This window comes from Leifsonia sp. 2TAF2, from assembly GCF_052115085.1.
GTDB lineage: Bacteria > Actinomycetota > Actinomycetes > Actinomycetales > Microbacteriaceae > Leifsonia.
Genome location: NZ_JBFRFY010000002.1, coordinates 967,195 through 986,087, shown reverse-complemented (window position 1 = coordinate 986,087; position 18,893 = coordinate 967,195). Strand labels below are relative to the sequence as shown.

The following is an 18,893-nucleotide window of genomic DNA, read 5'->3' as shown; positions in this document are numbered from 1 at the left end:
TCGGCTCCCCGAGCATCCCGGGTGTGGAGAGATCAGGTGGTTGTGGAGAAGTGCTACTTCTTCACGATGTCGTAGGCGAAGAACTGCGAGTTCAGGCCGTTCACCGGGTAGCCGGTCACGCTGCTGTCGGCCACGACGATCTGCGGGTAGAGGTACAGCCAGGCGCTGGCCGCATCCTTGGCGATCTGCTCGTTCACCAGCTTCAGCTTCGCGGTCTGCTCAGCGGTCGTGCTCGACTGCTCGGCCTCCGCCACCCACTTCGTCACCTGCGGGTTGTCGTAACCCCAGTAGAAGTCCGGGTTGCCGTACCAGACCACATCGCGGTCGTTCACGTGCTCCTGGAGAGTCGCCTGGAAGTCGTGGTTGGTGAACACCTTCGTGTACCACTCGTCCGCCGAGATCGAGTTGATCTTCACGGTGATGCCGACCTTCGCGAGCTCGCTCTTCAGGAACTCGGCCACGGCGGGGTGTGGGTCGTACGTCGGGGTGTCGAGCGTGAAGCTGAAGCCGTTCGCGAAGCCGGCCTCGGCCAGCTCCTTCTTCGCCAGGTTCACGTCGTAGGGGTTCACCTTCGTGAGGTTCTCGTACCAGGGGTCGCTCGGCGGCACCATCGAGCCGATGAGCGAGCCGTAGTCGCCCCAGATGGAGTTCAGCAGCTTCTTCGTGTCGATGGCCGAGTACACAGCCTTGCGGACCTCGACCTTGTCGAAGGGCGCCACCTTGTCGTTGAAGGCGAGGAGCTCCTTCGTCGTCGACTTGCCGTCGGAGACGGTGAAGTCCTTGTTCCCCTTGAACGTGGACAGCGCATCCGGGCTCTGGATGCTCGTCACGATGTCGACCTGCTTGGTCTGCAGCGCGTTCGAGAGAGCGGACGCGTCGGTGAAGTAGTCGAACTCCACCTCCTTGTTCTTGGCCTTGTCGCCCCAGTAGCCGCTCCAGCGCTCAAGGCTGAGCGAGCTTCCGCGCTTCCACGTGCCGAGCGTGTACGGGCCCGTGCCGTCCTCCTTGGTCTTGTAGGAGGAAGTGCCCGGGCCGTAGATCCAGACGTAGCTGAGGTTGTAGGGCAGCGAGATCGACCGGGACGACAGGTTGATCGTGACCGTCTTGTCGTCCGGGGTGTCGATGGAGGAGATCACGGCGAGCTGCGACTTCCGGGCCGACTGCGAGTCCTTCGCGGTGACCCGCTCGATGCTGCGCTTCACGTCGGCGCTGGTGAGGGCCTTGCCCGAGTGGAACTTGACGCTGTCACGCAGGGTGAACGTGTAGGTGAGGCCGTCGTCGCTGGTGGTGTATTTCGTGGCGAGCAGCGGCTCGACCTTGCCGTCGTCGGTCAGCTTGAACAGGCCCTCGTAGACGTTGCCGTTGAGCGCCTCGGTGACGCCCTGGCCCCCGCCCGCGGTGTTGTCCAGGTTGACCGGCTCGTACAGCGAGCCGATCGCGATGGTCGCGTCGCCGCCGCCGGCGGACGACGAGGATGCGCCCGCGCAGCCGGCGAGCGCCAGGGCCGAGGCCAGGCCGATCGCAAGCGTCGCGAACAGGGAAGTCTTTCTCACGGTGGTTCTCCAGTGCTGTGGGGGTGAAGGGTGGGTGGAGCTCGGGTGCGAAGGCCGGCTCAGTGCTGGGCGCCGCTGCGGAACGTAACCCGCTTCTCCCCTGCGGTGACCGCGATGGGGAAGCGGTTGTTGCGCGGCGGCAGCGGACAGTTGTACTGGTCCGAGAACCCGCACGGCGGCACGAAGGCCCGGTTGAAGTCGAGGACGACATGATCGTCGGCGTGCTCCACGAACAGGAATCGACCGGACGCGTAGGTGCCGTCGGGCCCGTCGGCGCCGTTGGTCGGGTCGCCGAAGACGAGCAGCAGCGTCCCGTCGTCGTCGAAGGCGCTGAGCGTGTACTCGACGCCGTCGCGCTCGAACGTGATGTCGCCCGGCACGACCAGTTCGCGCGTCAGCCCGTTGTCCCGGATGTGCTCGAACGGGATGGTGCGGTCGTCGCTGACCGGGGTGAACGTGGCCTCGATGACCCAGCTCGGGTCGAACGGGAAGACGTCGATGCCCTCGAAATCGCGGATTGCGGGCGACTCGGCGTCCCAGAGGCGGATCCCGCGCTCCGTCTCGCCGGTCTCGAGGCTCCGGCGGGAGAGTTCCGTCGCCGTCACGGTCGCCGGATTCCCGGTCAGGGCCTCCTCGGGCGTCGTGGTGTCGCCGGGCGCCAGCCAGCGTGTCTCGATCAGGGCGAGGTTGCCGGTGGGAGCGGTCACCGCCCGAAGACGGCCGGCGCGCCAGGCGTCCCAGCCTTCGCGGGCACGATCGAGGACCTCGGGAGCTGCGGCCGCAGTGGAGTTCGGTGTGGAGATATCAGTCACGATGTCGGGCATAACCATCCGAGTCTCGGACTTGTTCCCATCCGGCGCCTATTCGTGTTGCTCTGTGTTGCGATCCCCAGTGTTGCGCGCCGTGGCCCGCACCACCGGCGGTGAGACGGCCAGGACCCCCGCGAGGACCGCGGGAATCAGAAGCGCCCAGCCCAGGCCCGGCTGCGCGTAGAGGCCCTGGAAGCATCCCACCGCGACCGCGAGTTGGAGGATCTGGATGGTGAACGCCGACGCGCGCGCCCATCCCCGTCGCCGTACGAGGCCTACCAGGGTCGCGATCACCCACGCGGCGGCCACGAAGGCAAGCACGACGATGGCGACGGCGGAGGCGTACGACTGGGGCGTTTGCGTCAGCAGATCGACGAGGAGCCACACGGCAAGTGCTGCCACCAGCAGAGCCTCGAGCGCCAGGATGACGCTCAGCACGAGGAGAAGGACAGGCCGCGCGGATGCTTCCGGCTGCATGGATGGGGTGGCCCCGGGGGCGTTCTGGGGGTCGGGCACTATAGCATCCTGACGTTTCCGGCTCGTGTTCTCAGCGTTATCCCATACAAAACTATTGATTCGGAATAACCGCTATGGGAGCATGTTCAACGGTCGAGTTAACGCTCACAGGGTCGTGGGCAGGTCTGATTCCCCACGGATCTAAGCACCCTGTCACTCGACTGCTTATCTGCATTCTATGGCCACCTCAGGTCAGGAACCCCAGTAAACAAGGAGCACATCTTCATGGATTGGCGCGACAAAGCCGCCTGCCTCACCGCGGACCCCGAGCTTTTCTTCCCGGTTGGCAACACCGGTCCTGCCGTCGACCAGATCGACAAGGCCAAGGCGGTCTGCGCACGCTGCACCGTTACCGAGATCTGCCTGCAGTACGCACTCGAGACCGGTCAGGACTCGGGCGTGTGGGGCGGACTCTCGGAAGACGAGCGCCGCGCCCTCAAGCGTCGCGCCGCGCGCGCACGCCGCGCGTCCTGACGCACCACCCCGTCACCACCCGCTCCACCCGTCGGCCATCCGTTCGGATCGCGCGCACGACACCGCCGAGGCGGCGCTCACACACCTAGCATCGAGCGCCCCTCGGCTATTTCGTGGTCAGATCTTGGTGAGATAGCGCAGCGGGACCTCGATGGTCACCTCGGTGCCCTGGCCCATCATGGTGTGCCAGTCGATGGCGCCGCCGAGCTCGCCCTGGATGAGCGTGCGAACGATCTGCGTGCCGAGTCCCGAACCGACTTTCCCCTCGGGAAGGCCGGAGCCGTTGTCGACGACCTTCACGGTCAGCGACTCCTCCGAGCGGTGCGCGACGATCTCCACCTGACCCTCCCGGCCCGCGAGCCCGTGCTCGACGGCGTTGGTGACGAGTTCGGTGAGTGCCAGCGCCAGCGGCGTCGCGTATTCGGACGGCAGCTTGCCGAACGTTCCGGACTTCTTGGGGTGCACGGTTGTGGTGTGACTCGCGGCGACCTCCGCCACGAGCAGCAGCACGCGGTCGAACACGTCGTCGAAGTCGACGATCTGGGCCAGACCGGTCGAGAGGGTGTCGTGGACGACGGCGATGGCCGCCACCCGCCGCATCGCCTGGCTGAGGGCCTCCCTCGCCTCTTCTGAGTGCGTTCGCCGCGACTGGATGCGCAGCAGCGACGCCACGGTCTGGAGGTTGTTCTTCACGCGATGGTGGATCTCGCGGATCGTCGCGTCTTTCGTGATGAGCTCGCGCTCCTGGTGCCGCTGCTCAGAGACGTCGCGGCAGAGCACGATGGCGCCGACGCGTTCGCCGCGATTGCGGATCGGGATGGCCCGCAGCGACACCGTGACGCCTCGCGCCTCGATGTCGGTGCGCCAGGGCGCGCGACCGGTGACCACGAGCGGCAGCGACTCGTCGGCGATGATGGTGCCGGCTAGAAGGCCGATCGTCACGGTCGCCAGCGACTCCCCCTCCAGCTCTCCGGTGAAGCCCATCCTGTTGAAGGCGCTGAGGGCGTTGGGGCTCGCGAACGTGGTCGTGCCGTCGACGTCGAGCCGGATGAGGCCGTCGGCTGCGCGCGGTGCGCCCCGGCGCGGTGCGGCGGGCGCCCCGAGGTCCGGGAAGTCGCCGGTCGCGATCATGTTGAAGAGGTCGTTCGCGCACTCGTTGAACGTCAGCTCCTGGCGGCTGGGAGTGCGCGCTTCGCTCAGGTTGGTGTGCCGGGTGATCACGGCGACGGGCTCGTCCGCGGTCTCGGGCGAGTGGACGGAGAGGCGGCGGATGACCGGGACCGCGCGCACACGCGTCGGGGTCTCCTCGTACCAGTCGGGCGCCGACGTGTCGATGATCTGCTTGGAGCGGTAGGCGTCCGTCACCTGCTGCCGCCACTCGGGCTTGATGCGCTGCCCGACGAAGTCGCGGTAGAAGAGGGTCGCCGCTGACGACGGACGTGCGTGAGCGACCGCTACGTAGTCGTCATCGGCCGTGGGGACCCACAGCACGATGTCGGCGAACGCGAGGTCGGCGAGGAGCTGCCAGTCGCCGACGAGCCCGTGCAGCCATTCGACGTCCTCTTCGGAGGAACGGCCGTGGGCGTGGACGAGATCGCTGAGCGTTGACACCATCCCATCCTAAAGGGGCGTCTCAGAGGGTCCCCGAGTTATCCACACAGCGTTCGTGCCCTGGTCCGGTTGGCGGCGAAGTGGTTGGGTAAGGCATCGTACATATCACAGCTCTATTTCATCACGGGCCACCGACACACCGTCTCCAGGAGGAATCATGGACCATCACGCTCTCGCTCCCGCCACCTCATCCGCGGCCGTCTCTCCGCTTCCGACGCCGTGGCACAGCCCCGATCACGACGATCCCAGACCCTCGGTCGGCAGGGCCGGGACGGTCACGGAGCTCACCGAGACCGGCGACCCGACCCCTGCGACGCTCTGCTCCAACCTGGCGCGTTCCGTCGTCGAGATCCTGGCCGGTGCCCGCTCGCTCGACCAGATCGGGCGTTGGGTGACCGATTCGGTGTACGTGCACCTCCTCCGCCGCACCATGCTGACCTCGCACGCGCGCGCGACGTCGGTGGAGGATGTGCTGCGTCCGCGCATGCGGATCGGGGATCCGCTGCTCAGCTTCCCCTCGGAGGGCGTCGTGGAGGCGGTCGTCCTGGTGCATCAGCCCGGGCGGTCGCGCGCTGTCGCCATCCGCCTCGAGCGTCACCGGGCGCGCTGGCGCGCGGCGGCGATCAACGTCCTGTGAGGATGCCCCGCAGACGAGAAACGGCGGCCCTCAGGGGCCGCCGTTCCGTCGTCGTATCCGCTGGTGCGGTCGTTGGTGCAGCGCTCAGCGCTTCTTGGCCTGAGCGCGGCGCTCGGCACGGTTGACCGGGGCCGCCTCGTCGGAGTCCACACGCTGGCCGAACGCGCCGCGCTGAGTGGCTCCCTGGGCGGGCGGGGCGGCCTGTGCCGCCGGCTGCGCCTGCTGCTCCTGCGCCCGCTGAGCGCGGGCGGTGGCCGCCTGCTCCAGCTGACCGCGCTGGTTGCGCACCTCGACGCCGCCCTGCTCGGCCGGGGCCGAGTAGCTGAGCCGCGTGTCGCCTTCGCCGCGTGCCAATCCCTTCGCGGCGACCGCGGGAGACTCGACCTCGCCGGGCGCCTGGTTGACCTCGACCTCCAGGTTGAACAGGAAGCCGATGGTCTCCTCGCGGATCGCACCCATCATCTGCTGGAACATGGCGTAGCCCTCGCGCTGGTACTCGACCAGCGGGTCGCGCTGCGCCATGGCGCGCAGGCCGATGCCGTCCTTGAGGTAGTCCATCTCGTAGAGGTGGTCGCGCCAGCGGCGGTCGATCACGGAGAGCACCACGCGACGCTCCAGTTCGCGCATCGCCGGAGCACCGAGCGACTCCTCGCGCCGCTGGTAGGCGATTCGGGCGTCGGACATGATCTCGCGACGCATGAACTCGCGATTGATCTTGCCCTTGTTGCCGGCTTCCGAGATGACCTCGTCGATGCTCACGCCGATCGGGTAGAGCGTCTTGAGCTCCGCCCACAGCGCGTCGAAGTCCCAGTCGTCGCCGCTTCCCTCGCCGGTGTGCTGGTCGAGGATGTCGTCGATCACGTCGGTGAGGAACTGCTGCACGCGCTCGTGCAGGTCGTCGCCCTCGAGAACGTGACGGCGGTCGCTGTAGATCGCTTCGCGCTGGCGGTTGAGGACGTCGTCGTACTTCAGGACGTTCTTGCGGATCTCGGCGTTCCGCGCCTCCACCTGCGACTGTGCGCTGCGAATGGCACGGCTGACGACCTTGGACTCGATGGCCATGTCGTCCGGGACGCTGCTGCGGCCCATCAGGCTCTCGGCGGCTCCGGAGTTGAACAGGCGCATCAGGTCGTCGGTCAGGGACAGGTAGAAGCGGCTCTCGCCGGGGTCTCCCTGACGGCCGGAGCGACCGCGCAGCTGGTTGTCGATGCGGCGTGACTCGTGACGCTCGGTGCCCAGCACGTAGAGACCACCCGCGGCGACGACCTTCTCGGCCTCTTCCGCGACCTGGGCCTTGACCGCGTTGAACACGTCGTCCCAGGCGGCCTCGTACTCGTCCGGGGTCTCCACCGGCGAGAGTCCGCGCGCGTTCATCTCGGCGACCGCGATGAACTCGGAGTTTCCGCCGAGCATGACGTCCGTACCGCGGCCCGCCATGTTGGTGGCGACGGTGACGGCGCCGAGGCGGCCGGCCTGTGCCACGATCGCGGCCTCACGGGCGTGGTTCTTCGCGTTCAGCACCTCGTGGCGCACGCCCTTCTTGGCGAGCAGGCGCGAGAGGTACTCGCTCTTCTCGACCGAGGTCGTGCCGACCAGCACCGGCTGGCCCTTCTCGTGCCGCTTGACGATGTCTTCCACCACCTGGTCGAACTTGGCCTTCTCGTTCTTGTAGACGAGGTCCGACTGGTCGATGCGCTGCATCGGCTTGTTCGTCGGGATGGCGACGACGCCGAGCTTGTAGGTGCTCATGAACTCGGCGGCCTCGGTCTCGGCCGTACCGGTCATCCCGGACAGCTTCTTGTAGAGGCGGAAGTAGTTCTGCAGGGTCACCGTGGCGAGAGTCTGGTTCTCGGCCTTGACCTCGACACCCTCCTTCGCCTCGATCGCCTGGTGGATGCCCTCGTTGTAGCGGCGTCCGACCAGGATGCGGCCGGTGTGCTCATCGACGATGAGCACCTCGCCGTTCATGACGACGTAGTCCTTGTCGCGCTTGAACAGCGCGTTCGCCTTGATGGCGTTGTTGAGGAAGGAGATCAGCGGCGTGTTCGCCGACTCGTACAGGTTGTCGATGCCGAGGTAGTCCTCGACCTTCTCGATGCCCGGCTCGAGCACGCCGACGGTGCGCTTCTTCTCATCCACTTCGTAGTCGACGTCGGGGGTGAGGCGCTTGGCGAGGTTGGCGAACTCGTTGAACCAACGGTTCGCCTCGCCGGAGGACGGTCCGGAGATGATCAGCGGGGTCCTGGCCTCGTCGATGAGGATCGAGTCGACCTCGTCGACGATCGCGAAGAAGTGTCCGCGCTGGACCATGTCGCTCGCCTGCCACGCCATGTTGTCGCGCAGGTAGTCGAAGCCGAACTCGTTGTTGGTGCCGTAGGTGATGTCGGCGGCGTACTGCTCGCGGCGCTCTTCCGGCGTCTGGCCGGCCAGGATGACACCGGTCGTCATGCCGAGCGCGCGGTAGACGCGGCCCATCAACTCGGACTGGTAGCTCGCCAGGTAGTCGTTGACCGTGATGACGTGGACGCCGCGGCTGGCGATGGCGTTCAGGTACGCCGCCGTCGTCGCGACGAGGGTCTTGCCCTCACCTGTCTTCATCTCGGCGATGTTGCCGAGGTGCAGCGCCGCGCCGCCCATCATCTGGACGTCGAAGTGACGCATGCCGAGGGTTCGCTTGGACGCCTCGCGGACCGCCGCGAACGCCTCCGGGAGGAGGTCGTCGAGCGACTCGCCGTTGCCGTAGCGCTCACGCAACTCGACGGTCTCGTGCGCGAGTTCCTCGTCGGTGAGTTCGCTGAAGTCGTCTTCGAGGGCGTTGACCGCCTTCGCGTACGCCTCCAGTCGACGGAGGGTACGGCCCTCGCCGACACGGAGGACCTTTTCAAGAACTGAGGCCACTGATGCACTCCACTTACGCTCGGTCGGGCCGTCGGCCCGGCGCCCCTGCGGACGCGCGCCGGACGGCAGACTCCGCCGACGCTAGAGACATGCTACTTGTTCAGCCCCTGCGTGCGGCCCGTACAGCCTGGGAGGGACCTGCGTCCTCCATGAGGACGCAACGGAGTGCGCCGATGGCGACCGCCGCCCGGGCGGCCGCCATCGGCGCTGGTGCTCGCGGCCGACGCGCTCAGCCGAGCTTCCGGGCGGCGGCCGCCACCTCCTGCAGCTCGTCCGCGTCCTCGTCGAGCGAGATCACGCCGTAGTCCCATCCCTTGCGCCGGTAGACGACGCTCGGGCGCTTGGTCTCCTGGTCGACGAACAGGTAGAAGTCATGACCGACGAGCTCCATGTAGTAGAGCGCGTCGTCCACGGTCATCGGTACGGACGCGAACACCTTCTTGCGGATCACGACGGGGCTGTATTCCTCTTCCGTCTCCGCCGGCTGCTCCGTTTCATCGGATGGCACCGGCGTCGAGCCGGTGCGGACCTGGTCGAGCACCGCGACGGGGGCCGCCGCCAGGCCGACGGCGCTGAAGCCGTCGGTGCTCGCCTCACGCAACGAGGTGGGCCTGTGCTGCCCGCGGTGGACCTTGCGGCGGTCCTTCGCGCGGCGCACCCGCTCCAGCAGCTTGCCGAGCGCGATGTCGAAGGCGGCGTACTTGTCCGTCCCCGTCGCCTCGGATCTCACCACTGCCCGCGGGCCGACGAGCGTCAGCTCGACGCGATCGTCGCCGTTCTGGGTGCCCAGCTTCTCGTTGTGCCTGCTCACCTTGATCTCGAACGAGATCGCCCTCTCGGCCAGGTGCGCCACCTTCTCGGATTTCTCGGTGACGTACTCCCGAAAGCGATCAGTGATGCCCAGGTTGCGTCCGATGATGTTGATGTCCATGGAAACCTCCCTGATCCGGCGCGACGGCCGCCCGGGATCACGAAGGGCTTCAGTCGCGCCTTTTCGACAACCGTAGTGCGGTCGCCCCGGTTACGTAACCCGAAAACGCACGGCATCCTCGGTGGGTCTCCTGAGCACTCCCCGTGCGTCTGCACCACCGCGGAGCGGCGTCCGGGCGATGGCGGCGACGCCCGCCACCCTGCCGCCGACCGCCCGGATCGCGCGCGACGCCTCGAGGACCGTCGCGCCGGAGGTGATGATGTCGTCGACGATCAGACACTCGCGACCGGCCAGTCGTTGCGAGGCCACGAAGCTCCCCTGCCGATTGCCCGAGCGTTCCGCCACCGAGAGCCCCGCCTGGTCGGCCGTCTGCCGCGACAGGCGCAGCGCACGCCAGAGCGGCGGGACCAGGATGTGCGCCCGTGCGAGCACCGATCGTGTCGGATGGTAGCCGCGGTGGCGCCATGCGGCACGGGTCGATGGGATGAGCACGGGAAGGAGGGCCGCTCTGCCCTGGGCCGCCGCGCCCGGGCTCGCCTCGTCCGCTCCCCACGGCCTCGCCTCTCGCGCGACCTGCCGCTGCGCCTCGGCGACCGCGCAGCGCAGCGCCCGGGCGAGGGCGCGCGCCACATCCACTCGCCCACCGTCCTTGTAGGCGAGCAGCACGCGCCGGGCGACCCCCTCGTACGCCAGAGCCGACCACACGGGGATGTCGCCCACGGCCTCTACCCTCGCGACCGGCCGCAACTGCGCCTCGCACTCGTCGCAGAGGGATCGGTCGGGGCGCCGGCAGCCGGCGCATTGGACGGGGAGGATGATCGCCGCAGCGTCGAGCAGGGATTCACGGACCAGGGTGTGTGCTGTCATGCACCGAGCATCCCGGGCCGCAGGTGCCGGCGAGCCCGGAAACTCGGGATCGGTGGAGAACCGCACGTCAGCCGGTCCTGTGGACGGCTAGGGCTGACCCTGCTGCACGGCGACGGCCGTCACCTTGTCGAGCTGCGCCTGCCATCCGGTGCCCGTCGGGGCGAGCAGCGTGCCGTCGTCGCTGAGGACGACGTACGGCGCCAGGCCGGCGGCGCCGACGATGGTCCGGCCGCTGGCGGGGCCGGACGTGGTCGTCTGCACACCGCCGACCGTCTGCTGCGCAATACTCGTCGCCTCGCCGTTCGTCGCGCTGAGCACGGCGATGGTCAGATCGCTGGTCCAGGCCGCCGAGCGCGGCGCCGAACTCGGAACGGCGAGCTCGATCGGTTCGGTGAGCGCCGTCGGAGCCGCGTTGCCGCCCCGGACGATCCCCGACGCCATCAGCGAGTACCCGGTCGTCGTCTTGAGCAGCGCAGCAAGGCGGGTGCCGTCGCGCGACACGGTGAGCGACAGGATCGATGTCGCATTAGGCCAGCCGGCGGTCAGCAGGTGCGCGTCTCCCCCGCCTGCACCGGCGACCTGGATCACGTTCGGCGACCCAGCGGGCACCGACCAGACCCAGCCGTTGGCATCCAGCGAGGGCCCGATGAGTCCCGGCCGCGCATCCACCCGGACCGGGTCGCCACTCTTCCGGACCGAGTAGGCGCCCTCCTGCGAGAGCAGGGCCGCCTGGTCGTGGGATGCGCTCAGCGTGACCGCCGTGGGATGCAGCGCCGCGACCTTGTCGCCGATTCCGCCGAGGCTCGTCACCGTGTCGCCCTCGAGCGGCCCGAACACATTGCCGCGGGCGACGAAGGCGTGCGAGTCGACCGACGGATTCCGGACCGGAAGCGCCGCGGTGCTGAGCGAGGGTACCTGCTGGACGTTGCCCTCGATCGACAGTTGCACGCTCTGAGCGAGACTGCCGAGCGACTGCTCCAGCTGGTATTGCATCCGCTGAAGTTGTGTCGGATCAGCCTGGGCCGCCTCCGAACTGAGGTCGACCTGGGCCACGCCGCCGGAGGTCGTCACGGACGGCACGACGAGCTGCGTGCCCTTCGGGAACGCGGTCGTCACCGCGCCGTTCAACCAGGGCGCCGGACCTGCCAGCACGGCATTCGCCACCCGCGTCGCCGCAGACGCGACCCGGGCCGGGAACCAGCGGGCGTCAGGGACGAGGTAGGCGTAGCCGGGGCTGTAGAAGTAGAGCGTCTGCTGGGTGTAGACGGCACGGAAGGTGGGGTCGTCGATCACGACGCCGTTCGGCGCGACCGAGATCCGCCACTCGCCGTTCTCGCGCACGAGCTGATAGTTGAGGCCGACGGGGGCGGTGCTCCCCACGGGGTGGTAGCTGCCGACGGCGTCCACGTTCGCGACAGGGGTCACATCCACCCGCCACAGCGTGCCCTGGTCGTCGTAGCTGCGATTGCGCCCGTCGTCGACGGTGACGGACTCGTCCGGGTTCCAGTTCGCCGCCGTCGATCGCGTCAGATACTCGCGGGCGATGGCGAAGTTGTTCTTCGGGCTTGAGGCGGCGTCGATGAAGCCCTGAACGATCCGCTGCTGGCTCGCGCCCTTCTCGGGCTTCGACGGGTTGAAGTCGAGGTCGAGCGGGTCGTTGACCTGCGCGACCGGAGCGCCCTGGCGGACAGGGCCGGAGTCGGGGATGCTCGCGCACGCGGCGAGCGCCGTCAGCAGCAGCGCGGTCAGCGCGGCCACGGCGGCCCGAGCCCGGAACGAGGTGCGGAGCGAGGCGCGGGATGCTCTGCGATGCGTCATGCGTGCGCCTCCCTGCCGGTCGGTGCGCCGGTGGCGTGCGGCTCGGTCGCTCCGGCATCAGCGGGCGGGAGCGGAAGCGGCGAAGCGGTGATCTCGCGTCCGGCGACTCGCGGCAGCGTGAGGCGGAAGCAGGATCCGGCGCCCGGCGCCGACCAGACCTGCAGCCAGCCGGAGTGGAGCGTGGCGTCCTCCAGGGAGATGGCGAGGCCCAGCCCCGTCCCTCCGAGGGTCCGCTTCCGCGACGGGTCGGCCCGCCAGAACCGGTCGAAGACGTGGCCGGTGTCCTGCGGATCGATGCCGATCCCGTAGTCGCGCACCGTCAACGCGACCGCGCTCTCGTTGCTGTCGACGGTGACGACGACCGGCTTGCCGTCGCCGTGCTCGACCGCGTTGCCGATGAGGTTGCGCACGACGCGGCGGATGCGCCGAGGGTCCATCGGGACATCGAAGTAGCCGCCGGGGGCGTCGAGCGTGAGCTCGGACCCGTTCTGCTCCGACAGCGCCCGGAGCTCCTCGATGCAGTCCTCGGCGAGCCGGACCAGGTTCGTCGGCTCGGCGTCGAGCACGACGGAGCCCGCGTCGTAGCGGCTGATCTCCAGGAGGTCCGAGAGCAGCCGGTCGAAGCGTTCGATCTGTGTGTGCAACAGCTCCGCCGTGCGCGCGGTCGCGGGCGCGAATCCCTCCCGCTGGTCGTAGATGACGTCGCCGGCGAGGCGGATGGTGGTGAGCGGGGTGCGCAGCTCATGCGACACATCAGAGACGAAGCGCTGCTGGAGTTGCGACAGCGTCGCCAGCTGGTTGATCTGGCTCTGCAGGCTGTCCGCCATCCCATTGAAGGACCGCGCGAGCGACGCGAAGACGTCCTCACCCCGCTCCGGGATGCGCACAGCCAGGTCACCCGCGGCGAGCCGCTCGCTGGTGCGCGCGGCGACACGGATCGGCTCCACCACGAACCGGACGATGACCCAGGTGATCGCGCCGATCAGGAGGATGAGAGCGAGTCCTGCGAGCAGCAGCGTGTTCTGGACGAACAGCAACGTGTTCTCGGAGTCGCGCAGGTTGTACCCGATGTAGAGCTCGTACTTGCCGTAGGACGGGAGGATCAGCTGCGAGCCGACGACGATCCCGGGGTCGGTGTCGCCTGCGGCCGGGAGCGCCACGGACTGGTAGTACTGCTTCGCTCCGCCCTTCTGCACCTTCTCACGCAGCTCCGGCGAGATGACCGAGTTGATGGCGGGGCTGCCGCGGTCGGGCGGGGCCAGGATGCCGGTGTCCTGCCCTGGGACGCGGTACGCGGCGACCAGCCGGCTAGAGGTGGAGGCCTGGACGCTCTGGAGCACGGTGTTCAGCAGGTTCTTGCCCGCATCCCCGGAGGAGACGTCGGAGGCGTTCAGCGTCGACTGCGCGGTGGTGGTGGCGCGGCTGGAGTCGCGCAGCGCCTGATCGAGGCGCGACTGGTAGAGGTCGTTGCTGATGCTGAGGGACATGTAGACGCCGGTGACGAGGATGGCGACGCCGGTGAGGAGCAGCGTGATCGCCACCGTGCGGAGCTGTAGCGAGGTGCGCCAGAGGCGCGCCAGACGGGACGGCGCCTGCCGCCACCAGTCCCGCGTCGGCCACCAGCGCATCCGAGGCTCCGCCGGTCAGGCTGCGGCGCCGGCGCGGTAGCCGACCCCGCGCACGGTCATGACGATCTTCGGGTTGTCCGGGTCCTGCTCCACCTTCGCGCGCAGGCGCTGGACGTGCACGTTCACCAGTCGGGTGTCGGCCTTGTAGTGGTAGCCCCAGACCTGCTCCAGCAGCATCTCGCGCGTGAACACCTGCTGCGGCTTGGAGGCGAGGGCGAGCAGGAGGTCGAACTCCAGCGGCGTCAGCGCGATGCGGCTCTCGCCCCGGCGGACCTCGTGGCCGGCGACGTCGACGATGAGGTCGCCCACGGTCAGCTCGTCGGACGGCGGAGCGGCCGGCGTCGGGCGGAGCCGGGTCCGGATGCGCGCGACCAACTCTTTCGGGTTGAACGGCTTGACCATGTAGTCGTCGGCACCGGACTCGAGGCCTTTGACGACGTCGGCGGTGTCGGACTTGGCGGTCAGCATGATGATCGGAGTGCCGGACTCTGCGCGGATCCGCCCGCAGACCTCGATGCCGTCCATGCCCGGGAGCATGAGGTCGAGCAGCACCAGGTCGGGCTTCGCCGAACGGAAGGTCTCGACCGCCTGCGCGCCGTCTTCGCAGAAGACCGGGTCGTATCCCTCGGTGCGCAGCACGATGCCGATCATCTCCGCAAGCGCGGTGTCGTCGTCGACAACCAGGATGCGACTAGTCATGTGCGAAGTTCCCTGAACCCCTCTCGAGCGGCCTCGGGCCGTGAAGTGACATGACCAGCGTAATGGAGCAGCCTGCTACCAGCTTGAATGAAAGCATTACGTGCCCTGTGGACGGGGGCCACCGCGCCGCCAGCCGATGTGCCAGCATGGGACCACCGCACGACGCAGGGGGACGGAAAGGCACGGCGTGAGCGACGAACAGAACTGGCAGGCTCCCGGCTCCTCGGGTTCGGGGAACGGGCCGGACGACGCGCCGCAGCAGCCGCCGCAGTACGGGCATCCGCAGTACGGGCAGCCGCCGCAGCCGCCGCAGTACGGGCAGCCGCAGTACGGGCAGCAGGCGCCATACGGACAGCCGCCGTACGGGCAGCAGCCGCCGCAGTGGCAGCAGCAGCCGTATGGCCAGCAGCCCGGCGGCCCTCAGCCCGCCTGGACGCCGCCGCCCAAGCCCGGACTGATCCCGCTTCGTCCGCTCACCCTCGGGCCGCTGCTCGCCGCCCCGTTCCAGGCTCTGCGACGCAACCCGCGGATCACCGTCGGAGCGGCCCTGCTGCTGCAGGGAATCCCGTCGATCGTGGTCACCGTCGTCATCGCCGGAGCGATCGCGTTCCTGGCCGGGCGGGCGCTGTCCGGCGAGGTCGAGGATCAGCCGGCTCTCCGCGCAGGGCTGATCGGCGGCTCGATCGTGCTCGGCGTGCTCTCGCTCGTCGTCACGAGCGTCTTCAGCGCGCTCCTGCAGGGTGTGATCGTGGCAGACGTCGCCCGGGAGTCCCTCGGCGAGAAGCTGACGTTCCGCGCACTCTGGCAGGTTGTCCGAGGCCGGATCGGCGCCCTGATCGGCTGGACCCTGCTCTACGCGCTCGCCTGGATCGTCGCCCTCGCGCTGGTGACGGCGATCGTCATCGCGCTGGCCACGCTCGGCCCACCAGCGGGGACCATCGGGGCAGTGGTCGTCGGCATCGTCGGTGGGATCGGGCTGATCCCGCTGTACATCTGGATCAACACCAAACTCATCATGGTCCCGAGCATCATCGTGCTCGAACGGCTGTCGCTGCGGGCGGCCGTCGCTCGCTCGTGGCGGCTGACGACCGGGTACTTCTGGCGGACCTTCGGAATCGTCCTGCTCGTCGGAGTGATCGTGTACGCGATCACCCAGACCATCGCCATCCCCTTCGCGATCCTGGGCGGGATCGTCGGCGGCGTCTTCGCTCCCACCTCCGCGAGCTCGGCCGACCCGATGGCCCAGGCGCTGATCGCCCAGCTGGGCGTGAATGTGATCTCCAGCATCGTCACGGCCATCGTCGGCGCCATCGGCAGCGTCATCCAGACGGCGGCCATTGCCCTCCTCTACATCGACCTCCGGATGCGCAAAGAGGGGCTCGACCTCGAGCTCGTGCGCTTCGTCGAGGGCCGGCAGACGGGTCAGGAGCTGCCTGATCCCTACCTCCCGCCCGCGCAGCAGCCCGCTCAGCCTCCGGCCGGGTGGCCCGCCGGCTGATCGTGCTGCACTTCGACATCCCGGTCGACCCGAGCTCGCCGGAGGCACAGGAATGGCTGCGCGAGGAACTGGCGCGCCCGGAGTACCAGGCTGCGAAGCCGACCTGGTTCGATGTGGCGTCCAAAGCCGTGCAGGACTGGCTCGCGTCGTTGTTCCAAGGCCCGGGCGGAGACGCCGGACCGGTGCTCCTGCTGATCGTCGTCGTCGTGATCGCCGGCCTCATTGTGGCCGCATTCTTCATCTTCGGCCGGCCGCGGATGAACCGCAGGTCGGCGCTGGCGCGACGCGCGCTCTTCGGGGCGGAGGACGCTCGCACCGCAGCCGATCTGCGCCTGGCTGCCGAGCGCGCCGCCGGCGCAGGTGACTGGGTCACCGCCGTCGAGGAGCAGTTCCGGGCCATCGCCGTGGCGCTCGACGAGCGGACGCTGGTGCACGTGACACCCGGAACGACCGCCACGGAGTTCGCGCTCCGGGCCGCCCGGGTGGCGCCGGACGAGAGCGACACCCTCCGTCGTGCCGCCCGCGCCTTCGACGAGGTGCGCTACCTCGACCGGCCAGGCAGCGAATCCGGGTACCAGCTCCTCGTCGCCCTCGACCAGCGGCTTCAGAACGTCCGCGTTCCTGTCCTCGAGGTGTCCGCATGACCGCGCCGGCTCCGATGCTCGACCCAGGGGCGTTCGACACGGAGACGCGCGGCGAAGACGCCACGCCCACTGCGGCGGCGACCTCGCTCACCGTGCGGCAGACCGCGCGCCGCGCCGTTCCGTGGATCATCCTCGCTGCGATCGCTGTGCTGATCGCCCTCGGAGGCATCCTCCTGACCGGCGGTCGGGCAGGCGCCGGCATCCCCCTCGATGCGGCGAACGCCGCGCCCGCCGGCGCCAAGGCGGTCGCGCAGGTCCTGGCGGCACACGGCGTCGACGTGAAGGCGGTTACCACGCTGAACGCCGCGCGCGAGGCGGCGGCCGGCCACGCGACCGTTCTCGTCTACGACCCCGAGGGCAACCTTCCCGCCGACGGCTACCGCGACCTGGCCGGAGACGGCCACACGCTGGTGCTGGTCGAGCCCGACTTCCGGACTCTGCAGACCGTCGCCCCGGACGTCAGCGCCGCGGGAACACCGCGCGGAGCCGTGAATGCGGGATGCAGCCTGCCCGCGGCCGGGCGAGCCGATCGGATCGACCCGCGCGACACCCCCGGCACCGAGGACATCGTCCTGCCCGGCACGTTCCGCGTCTCCTCCGACGGTGTCGGCGAGCGCGTCGCCTGCTTCGCCGACGCCGACGGACGCGCGTCGCTCGTCCGGACGAGCTTCGACGGCTCCCCGGTGTATCTCCTCGGCTCCGGCTCCCTGCTCACCAACGACGGCGTCGACCGCCTGGGGAACGCCGCTCTCGCCCTGAACCTGCTCGGCGGCGACCGCACCTTGGTCTGGTACCTGCCGTCGGTGGGCGATCGGCCCGTCACTGGCCCACCCGACATCGCCGCGCTGACGCCGGGATGGGTGACGCCGGTCATGCTCCTGCTCCTGGTGGTCTTCGTTGCCGCCGCCGTCTGGCGAGGCCGGCGGTTCGGGCCCCTCGTCGTCGAGAACCTGCCGGTCGTCGTACGGGCCGGGGAGACACGCGAGGGTCGCGCCCGCCTCTACCAGCGCTCGTCGGCACGGCTGAGGGCCGCCGACGCGCTCCGGGTCGGCACGGTCGGTCGCCTGTCCGCTCTCGTCGGACTGCCGACGAGCGCCACCACGATCGAAGTGGCCGACGCGGTGGCAGCGGTGACCCGTCGCGACCGGCTGGCGGTCCGCGACGTGCTGCTCGACCGCATCCCGAACACCGACCGAGAGCTGATCGCTCTCTCGGACGAGCTGGCGGAGCTCGAACGCGCCACCGCCGCCGCCGTTTCGCCCTCGACGGGCCCGACCGGAAGAATGGACGAATGACAGACGTCACGACGGGGACCGCGTTCCCCACCTCCTCCCCCGGCGCCGGCGGCGACGCCGCACGACTGCGCGCCGCTCTCGCAGGCGTCCGGTCCGAGGTGGGCAAGGCGGTGGTCGGTCAGGACGGCGCCGTCACCGGGCTCATGATCGCGCTCCTCACCCGGGGACACGTGCTCCTCGAGGGTGTGCCGGGCGTCGCGAAGACCCTTCTCGTCCGGTCGCTGAGCCAAGCGCTGAGCCTTGACACGAAGCGGGTCCAGTTCACCCCGGACCTCATGCCCGGGGATGTGACCGGGTCGCTCGTCTACGACGCGCAGACCGGCGGCTTCGTCTTCCGCGAGGGGCCGGTGTTCACCAACATCCTGCTCGCCGACGAGATCAACCGCACGCCCCCGAAGACCCAGTCGGCTCTGCTCGAGGCGATGGAGGAGCGCCAGGTCAGCGTCGACGGCGTGAGCCGTCAGCTGCCCGACCCCTTCATCGTCGCGGCGACGCAGAACCCGATCGAATATGAGGGCACGTATGCGCTGCCGGAGGCGCAGCTCGACCGCTTCCTGTTGAAGCTGACCCTGGATGTGCCGGAGCGCGACACGGAGGTGGAGGTCCTCCGTCGCCATGCCGCCGGGTTCAACCCGCGGGACCTCACGGCCGCGGGTGTCACGCCCGTGATGGGCGCCGCCGACCTTCAGGCCGCCCGCGAGTCGGCCGCTACTGTGGGCGCGAATGCGGACGTCCTGGCGTACATCGTGGACCTCGCACGCGCGACCCGGCGCAGCCCGTCTGTCCGTCTGGGCGTCAGCCCGCGCGGCACCACGGCGCTCCTCGCCGCGGCGAAGGCCTGGGCGTGGCTCTCCGGGTACGAGTCGATCACGCCCGACCACGTCCAGGCGATGCTCGTCCCGGTCTGGCGGCACCGCATCCAGCTGCGCCCCGAAGCCGAGCTGGAGGGTGTCGGCGCCGATGCGATCCTGCGCTCGATCGTGCAGCAGGTCCAGGTTCCGATCTAGGCGCTGAC

16 protein-coding genes are annotated in these 18,893 nt (G+C 69.1%); 6 read left to right on the top strand and 10 right to left on the bottom strand.

The annotated features are described in order from the left end of the window. Nucleotides 1–53 precede the first annotated feature (53 nt). The 3 genes from AB4Z18_RS16860 to AB4Z18_RS16850 are packed head-to-tail and all read right to left on the bottom strand — an operon-like array spanning nucleotide 54 to nucleotide 2,878. A complete protein-coding gene (locus AB4Z18_RS16860; protein ID WP_441783891.1) occupies nucleotides 54–1,553 on the bottom strand; it encodes an ABC transporter substrate-binding protein in 1,500 nt (499 codons plus the stop codon). 59 nt (nucleotides 1,554–1,612) lie between these two features. After that, on the bottom strand, nucleotides 1,613–2,377 hold the full coding sequence (locus tag AB4Z18_RS16855) for a DUF1684 domain-containing protein (RefSeq protein ID WP_441783890.1): 765 nt from the start codon (nucleotides 2,375–2,377) through the stop codon (nucleotides 1,613–1,615). Between the two features lie 36 nt (nucleotides 2,378–2,413). Continuing rightward, nucleotides 2,414–2,878 carry a hypothetical protein gene (locus tag AB4Z18_RS16850; protein WP_441783889.1) on the bottom strand — a complete coding sequence of 155 codons (465 nt, stop codon included), beginning with the start codon at nucleotides 2,876–2,878 and terminating at the stop codon, nucleotides 2,414–2,416. Nucleotides 2,879–3,103: 225 nt separating this feature from the next. Between AB4Z18_RS16850 and AB4Z18_RS16845 the strand changes: the two genes are divergently transcribed. Then, a complete protein-coding gene (locus AB4Z18_RS16845; RefSeq protein WP_018190103.1) occupies nucleotides 3,104–3,352 on the top strand; it encodes a WhiB family transcriptional regulator in 249 nt (82 codons plus the stop codon). 117 nt (nucleotides 3,353–3,469) lie between these two features. On the opposite strand, the gene AB4Z18_RS16840 is transcribed toward AB4Z18_RS16845, so the two are convergent. Next, nucleotides 3,470–4,963, bottom strand: a complete 1,494-nt coding sequence (locus AB4Z18_RS16840; protein ID WP_441783888.1) for a sensor histidine kinase — start codon at nucleotides 4,961–4,963, stop codon at nucleotides 3,470–3,472. 157 nt (nucleotides 4,964–5,120) lie between these two features. Between AB4Z18_RS16840 and AB4Z18_RS16835 the strand changes: the two genes are divergently transcribed. After that, the gene (locus AB4Z18_RS16835; protein WP_441783887.1) at nucleotides 5,121–5,600 is read left to right on the top strand and encodes an Rv3235 family protein; all 480 of its coding nucleotides are present in this window, start codon (nucleotides 5,121–5,123) and stop codon (nucleotides 5,598–5,600) included. A gap of 84 nt (nucleotides 5,601–5,684) precedes the next feature. Here the strand turns inward: AB4Z18_RS16835 and secA are convergent, their stop codons facing one another. The 6 genes from secA to mtrA all read right to left on the bottom strand — a co-directional run bounded on the left by secA (nucleotide 5,685) and on the right by mtrA (nucleotide 14,441). Then, nucleotides 5,685–8,498, bottom strand: coding sequence for a preprotein translocase subunit SecA (gene secA / locus AB4Z18_RS16830; protein ID WP_441783886.1), 2,814 nt, complete (start codon nucleotides 8,496–8,498; stop codon nucleotides 5,685–5,687). Nucleotides 8,499–8,727: 229 nt separating this feature from the next. Next, nucleotides 8,728–9,429 carry a ribosome hibernation-promoting factor, HPF/YfiA family gene (gene hpf, locus AB4Z18_RS16825; RefSeq protein WP_441783885.1) on the bottom strand — a complete coding sequence of 234 codons (702 nt, stop codon included), beginning with the start codon at nucleotides 9,427–9,429 and terminating at the stop codon, nucleotides 8,728–8,730. A 90-nt stretch (nucleotides 9,430–9,519) separates the two neighbouring features. Beyond that, complete coding sequence (locus AB4Z18_RS16820; RefSeq protein ID WP_441783884.1) at nucleotides 9,520–10,296, bottom strand: ComF family protein; 777 nt, start codon at nucleotides 10,294–10,296, stop codon at nucleotides 9,520–9,522. 87 nt (nucleotides 10,297–10,383) lie between these two features. Next, the gene (locus AB4Z18_RS16815; protein WP_441783883.1) at nucleotides 10,384–12,114 is read right to left on the bottom strand and encodes an LpqB family beta-propeller domain-containing protein; all 1,731 of its coding nucleotides are present in this window, start codon (nucleotides 12,112–12,114) and stop codon (nucleotides 10,384–10,386) included. After that, nucleotides 12,111–13,742, bottom strand: coding sequence for an MtrAB system histidine kinase MtrB (gene mtrB / locus AB4Z18_RS16810; protein ID WP_441783882.1), 1,632 nt, complete (start codon nucleotides 13,740–13,742; stop codon nucleotides 12,111–12,113). Before mtrB ends, AB4Z18_RS16815 begins: the two co-directional genes overlap by 4 nt. A gap of 15 nt (nucleotides 13,743–13,757) precedes the next feature. Beyond that, nucleotides 13,758–14,441, bottom strand: coding sequence for an MtrAB system response regulator MtrA (gene mtrA, locus AB4Z18_RS16805; RefSeq protein WP_441783881.1), 684 nt, complete (start codon nucleotides 14,439–14,441; stop codon nucleotides 13,758–13,760). A 187-nt stretch (nucleotides 14,442–14,628) separates the two neighbouring features. Here mtrA and AB4Z18_RS16800 point away from each other — a divergent pair, with 187 nt between their 5' ends. From AB4Z18_RS16800 to AB4Z18_RS16785, 4 genes are read left to right on the top strand one after another with little or no spacing between them, the layout of a single operon-like run. Continuing rightward, nucleotides 14,629–15,939 carry a hypothetical protein gene (locus AB4Z18_RS16800; RefSeq protein ID WP_441783880.1) on the top strand — a complete coding sequence of 437 codons (1,311 nt, stop codon included), beginning with the start codon at nucleotides 14,629–14,631 and terminating at the stop codon, nucleotides 15,937–15,939. Continuing rightward, a complete protein-coding gene (locus AB4Z18_RS16795; protein WP_441783879.1) occupies nucleotides 15,924–16,583 on the top strand; it encodes a DUF4129 domain-containing protein in 660 nt (219 codons plus the stop codon). Before AB4Z18_RS16800 ends, AB4Z18_RS16795 begins: the two co-directional genes overlap by 16 nt. Beyond that, nucleotides 16,580–17,878 (top strand): DUF4350 domain-containing protein, encoded by a 1,299-nt coding sequence (locus AB4Z18_RS16790; RefSeq protein ID WP_441783878.1) that lies wholly within the window; start codon nucleotides 16,580–16,582, stop codon nucleotides 17,876–17,878. Before AB4Z18_RS16795 ends, AB4Z18_RS16790 begins: the two co-directional genes overlap by 4 nt. Beyond that, entirely contained in the window at nucleotides 17,875–18,885 is a 1,011-nt protein-coding gene (locus tag AB4Z18_RS16785; RefSeq protein ID WP_441783877.1) for an AAA family ATPase, read from the top strand. Before AB4Z18_RS16790 ends, AB4Z18_RS16785 begins: the two co-directional genes overlap by 4 nt. The last annotated feature ends 8 nt before the right edge of the window (nucleotides 18,886–18,893 follow it).

Bases quoted from the DNA above. Each gene is read 5' to 3' on its own strand.
- mtrB (WP_441783882.1), bottom strand. From the start codon at position 13,742: ATGCGCTGGTGGCCGACGCGGGACTGGTGGCGGCAGGCGCCGTCCCGT.
- AB4Z18_RS16820 (WP_441783884.1), bottom strand. From the start codon at position 10,296: ATGACAGCACACACCCTGGTCCGTGAATCCCTGCTCGACGCTGCGGCG.
- AB4Z18_RS16845 (WP_018190103.1), top strand. From the start codon at position 3,104: ATGGATTGGCGCGACAAAGCCGCCTGCCTCACCGCGGACCCCGAGCTT.
- AB4Z18_RS16855 (WP_441783890.1), bottom strand. From the start codon at position 2,377: ATGCCCGACATCGTGACTGATATCTCCACACCGAACTCCACTGCGGCC.
- mtrA (WP_441783881.1), bottom strand. From the start codon at position 14,441: ATGACTAGTCGCATCCTGGTTGTCGACGACGACACCGCGCTTGCGGAG.
- AB4Z18_RS16815 (WP_441783883.1), bottom strand. From the start codon at position 12,114: ATGACGCATCGCAGAGCATCCCGCGCCTCGCTCCGCACCTCGTTCCGG.
- AB4Z18_RS16785 (WP_441783877.1), top strand. From the start codon at position 17,875: ATGACAGACGTCACGACGGGGACCGCGTTCCCCACCTCCTCCCCCGGC.
- AB4Z18_RS16790 (WP_441783878.1), top strand. From the start codon at position 16,580: ATGACCGCGCCGGCTCCGATGCTCGACCCAGGGGCGTTCGACACGGAG.
- hpf (WP_441783885.1), bottom strand. From the start codon at position 9,429: ATGGACATCAACATCATCGGACGCAACCTGGGCATCACTGATCGCTTT.
- AB4Z18_RS16835 (WP_441783887.1), top strand. From the start codon at position 5,121: ATGGACCATCACGCTCTCGCTCCCGCCACCTCATCCGCGGCCGTCTCT.